The organism is Paractinoplanes rishiriensis, from assembly GCF_016862375.1.
In the GTDB taxonomy this organism is placed as follows: domain Bacteria; phylum Actinomycetota; class Actinomycetes; order Mycobacteriales; family Micromonosporaceae; genus Actinoplanes; species Actinoplanes rishiriensis.
Genome location: NZ_BOMV01000141.1, coordinates 1 through 4826, shown reverse-complemented (window position 1 = coordinate 4826; position 4826 = coordinate 1). Strand labels below are relative to the sequence as shown.

General features: G+C 72.6%; 1 protein-coding gene. It reads left to right on the top strand.

Annotation, left to right across the window (positions count from 1 at the left end):
• Positions 1–4826, top strand: a 4826-nt coding sequence (locus tag Ari01nite_RS49155) for a non-ribosomal peptide synthetase (protein WP_203791633.1), incomplete at both ends; no start/stop codon positions are given.

The window sequence follows — 4826 nt, the reverse complement described above, 5'->3', positions numbered from 1 at the left end:
AGCCTGTCGGGTGAAGCGGTCGGCATCGAGGCGGCCAAGTTCGACCTGCTGTTCCGGTTCGCCGAGCTGCCCTCGGCGGACGGCCCCCAGCTGGGCGGCATTCTGGAGTTCAGCACCGAGCTGTTCGACCGGGTCACCGTCGAGGGGGTCACCGAGCGGCTGCTGCGCCTGCTGACCGCGGTGGTGGCCGACCCCGACCTGCCGCTGGGCCAGGTGGAGATGCTCGGCGCGGACGAGCGGGCCATGGTCCTGGAGGCGGGCACCGGCCCGGTGGCCGGGCCGGCTGTGCTGGCGCCGGAGCTGTTCCGCCGGCAGGTCGCTGCCACGCCGCGGGCGCCGGCGGTGGTCTGCGGTGGGGTGAGCCTGTCCTACGAGCAGCTCTCGGCCCGCGTGGACGATCTGGCGCGGTGGCTGGTGTCGCGGGGGGTGGGCCGTGAGTCGCTGGTCGCGGTGATGCTGCCGCGTTCGGTGGATCTCGTGGTGGCGTTGCTCGCGGTGTGGCGGGCCGGCGGGGCCTATGTGCCGATCGACGTCGACTACCCGGCCGACCGGGTGCGGTATGTCGTGGCGGACGCGGCGCCGGTGCTGGTGCTGTCCGCGGACGTGCTGGCCGGTCTGGACACCTCCGCGGCGCCGGAGGTCAGCCTGCCCGAGCCACGGGCGGAGCAGGTCGCGTACGTCATCTACACGTCGGGTTCGACGGGCCGGCCGAAGGGTGTGGTGGTGTCGCACGGCGCGGTCGGTGCGTATCTGACGCGTTCCGGCCAGGCCTATCCGGCGGCGTCGGGTTCGGCCCTGGTGCATTCGTCGGTGGCGTTCGACCTGACGGTGACGGCGCTGTTCACGCCGCTGGTGTCGGGTGGCTGCGTCTACCTGGCGGAGCTGAGCGACGACCTGTCCGCCGTGCCGCAGCCGTCGTTCGTCAAGGCGACGCCGAGCCATTTGCCGTTGTTGGATTCGTTGCCGGCGGATGTGTCGCCGTCGGACACGCTGATTCTGGGTGGCGAGCAGTTGCTGGGTTCGGCGGTGCAGCGGTGGCGGGAGCGGCATCCGCAGGCGTTGGTGATCAACGCGTACGGTCCGACCGAGACCACGGTCAACTGCATGGAGTACCGGATCGAGCCGGGTGCGCCGGTGGGTCCGGGTCCGGTGCCGATCGGCCGCCCGTTCGCCGATACCCGCGTCTACGTGCTGGATGAGGGCCTGCTGCCGGCGTTCACCGGTGAGCTTTACGTCGCCGGTGCCGGTCTCGCCCGGGGCTACCTGGGTCGTCCGGGCCTGACGAGTGAGCGGTTCGTGGCCGATCCGTTCGGCCCGGCCGGCTCGCGGATGTACCGCACCGGCGATGTCGTGCGGTGGAACCGGTCCGGGCTGCTGGAGTTCGTGGGCCGGGCCGACGACCAGGTCAAGGTGCGCGGCTTCCGGATCGAGCTGGGCGAGGTCGAGGCGGCGCTGGCCGGTCAGACGGGTGTCGGCCGGGCGGTGGTGGTCGTCCGCGAGGACGCGCTGGTCGGCTACGTCCAGCCGGTGGCCGGTGCGCGGCTCGACCCGGCCGTGCTCCGCGCTGCCGTCGCGGAGACGTTGCCGGAGTACATGGTGCCGGCGGCCGTGGTGGTGCTGGACGAGATCCCGTTGACGGTCAACGGCAAGGTCGACCGGGCGAAGCTTCCTGCCCCCGACTTCGGGCCGGAGCAGGACGGGTCGCCGCAGCGGGCGCCGCGGGATCCGCGTGAGGAGATTCTGTGCGGGTTGTTCGCTGAGATCCTCGGGGTGGCCGAGGTGGGTGTGGACGATTCGTTCTTCGATCTGGGTGGGCATTCGCTGCTGGCGATCCGGCTGATCAGCAAGATCCGGTCGGCGCTCGGTGTGGAGATGCCGGTGCGGCAATTGTTTGAGGCCCGCACGCCGGGTGAGCTCAGCCGTCGCCTGGATGCGCACAGCGCCGCGCGGGGCCGGGTGGAGGCCGTGGTGCCGCGTCCGGAGCGGGTGCCGCTGTCGTTCGCGCAGCAGCGGCTGTGGTTCCTGCACCGCCTGGAGGGGCCGTCCGCGACGTACAACATGCCGGTGGGTCTGCGGCTGCACGGCACGGTGGATGTGGACGCGATGCGGGCCGCGTTGGGTGATGTGATCGCCCGGCACGAGAGCCTGCGCACGGTCTTCGCCGAGGACGCCTCCGGACCGGTCCAGGTCGTGCTCCCGGCGACGCGGGTCACGCCGGTGCTGACCGTCGCCGACGCGACCGCCGACGAGGTGCCGCACCGGCTGCGGGAGGCCGCCGACCACCCGTTCGACCTGGCCGGTGAGCTGCCGGTGCGGGTGAGCCTGTTCCGGCTCGGTCCGGACGAGTTCGTGCTGTTGCTGCTGGTGCACCACATCGCGTGTGACGGCTGGTCGATGGGCCGGTTGGCCCGGGACCTGACCGTGGCCTACCACGCCCGCTGCACCGGAACTGTGCCCGGCTGGTCGCCGCTGCCGGTGCAGTACGCCGACTACACGCTCTGGCAGCGTGCGGTGCTGGGTGACGAGCACGACGAGCAGAGCCTGATCCGGTCGCAACTGGCCTACTGGACCGACGCTCTGGGCGGCCTGCCCGAGCAGCTGAGCCTGCCGTTCGACCGGCCGCGTCCGGCCGGCGTCGCGTCCTACCACGGCGAGTCCGTCGCGTTCGGCATCGAGCCGGGCCTGCACGCCGGCCTGGCCGCAATGGCCCGGGAGACCGGCACCACGCTGTTCATGGTGGTCCAGGCCGCGCTGGCTGCGCTGCTCACCCGTCTCGGGGCCGGCACCGACATCCCGATCGGCACGCCGATCGCGGGCCGCACCGACGACGCGGTCGACGAGCTGGTCGGTTTCTTCATCAACACCCTGGTGCTGCGCACCAGCACCGCGGGCAACCCGAGCTTCCGGAAATTGCTCGGCCGGGTGCGGGAGACCGACCTGGCCGCGTACGCGAACCAGGACCTCCCGTTCGAGCGGCTGGTCGAGGCCGTGAACCCGGAGCGGGAGCTGGGCCGCAACCCGCTGTTCCAGGTCCGGCTCGTGTTCCAGAACACCGACCAGCGGATCGTCCAGGACGCCGTCGGTCACCTGCCCGGCCTGCGGATCGACGGCGAGATGGTCGGCTCCGCGTCGGCCAAGTTCGACCTGCTGTTCCGCTTCGCGCAGTTCCCGGCCGAGGAGGGCGAGCAGTTCGGCGTGCTGGGCGGCATCCTCGAGTTCAGCACCGAGCTGTTCGACCGGTCCACCGTCGAGGCGGTCACCGAGCGCCTGCAGCGCCTGCTGACCGCGGTCGTCGCCGACCCGGACGCGCCGCTGGCCGGGGTGGACGTGCTCGGCGCCGACGAGCGGGCCCGCCTGCTGGCCGCCGGCACCGGCCCGGCGGCCGAGCCGGCCGTGCTGGCGCCGGAGCTGTTCGCCCGGCAGGTCGCGGCCACGCCCCAGGCGCCCGCCGTGGCCGCCGGCGACGAGGTGTTGTCCTACGCGCAGCTTTCGGCGCGAGTCGACAACCTGGCGCGGTGGCTGGTGTCGCGCGGTGTGGGCCGCGAGTCGCTGGTCGCGGTGATGCTGCCGCGTTCGGTGGATCTCGTGGTGGCGTTGCTCGCGGTGTGGCGAGCCGGCGGCGGCTACGTTCCGATCGACGTCGACTACCCGGCCGACCGGGTGCGATTCGTGCTCGACGACGCGGCTCCCGTGCTGGTGCTGTCCGCGGACGAGTTGGCCGGTCTGGACACCTCCGCGGCGCCGGAGGTCAGCCTGCCCGAGCCACGGGCGGAGCAGGTCGCGTACGTCATCTACACGTCCGGCTCGACCGGGCGGCCGAAGGGCGTGCAGGTGCCGCACGGCGCGGTGGGCGCCTACCTGACCCGGTCCGGGGCGGCCTACCCGGCCGCCGCCGGTTCGGCCCTGGTGCATTCGTCGGTGGCGTTCGACCTGACGGTGACGGCGTTGTTCACGCCGCTGGTGTCGGGTGGCTGCGTCTATCTGGCGGAGCTGAGTGACGACCTGTCGGCGGTGCCGCAGCCGTCGTTCGTCAAGGCGACGCCGAGCCACCTGCCGTTGTTGGATTCGCTGCCGGCGGATGTGTCGCCGTCGGACACGCTGATTCTGGGTGGCGAGCAGTTGCTGGGTTCGGCGGTGCAGCGGTGGCGGGAGCGGCATCCGCAGGCGTTGGTGATCAACGCGTACGGTCCGACCGAGACCACGGTCAACTGCATGGAGTACCGGATCGAGCCGGGCACGCCGGTCGAGCCGGGTCCGGTGCCGATCGGCCGGCCCTTCGCCGGCACCCGGCTGTACGTGCTGGACGACGGCCTGCTGCCGGCTCCGGCCGGCGAGCTCTACGTCGCCGGGGCGGGTCTGGCCCGCGGCTACCTGGGCCGGCCGGCGCTGACCGGTGAGCGGTTCGTCGCCGATCCGTTCGGCCCGGCCGGCTCGCGGATGTACCGCACCGGCGACGTGGTGCGCTGGACCGGGTCCGGGGTGCTGGAGTTCGTCGGCCGGGCCGACGACCAGGTCAAGGTGCGCGGCTTCCGGATCGAGCTCGGCGAGGTCGAGGCCGCCCTGGCCGCTCAGGCCGGTGTCGGCCGGGCGGTGGTGGTCGTACGCGAGGAGGCGCTGGTCGGCTATGTGACCGGCGCTCAGCCCGACCCGGCCGTGCTCCGCGCTGCCGTCGCGGAGACGTTGCCGGAGTACATGGTGCCGGCGGCCGTGGTGGTGCTCGACGAGATCCCGCTGACGGTCAACGGCAAGGTCGACCGGGCAAAGCTGCCCGCCCCCGAGTACGGCACCGAGGACAACGGCACGCCGCAGCGCGCGCCGCGCGACCC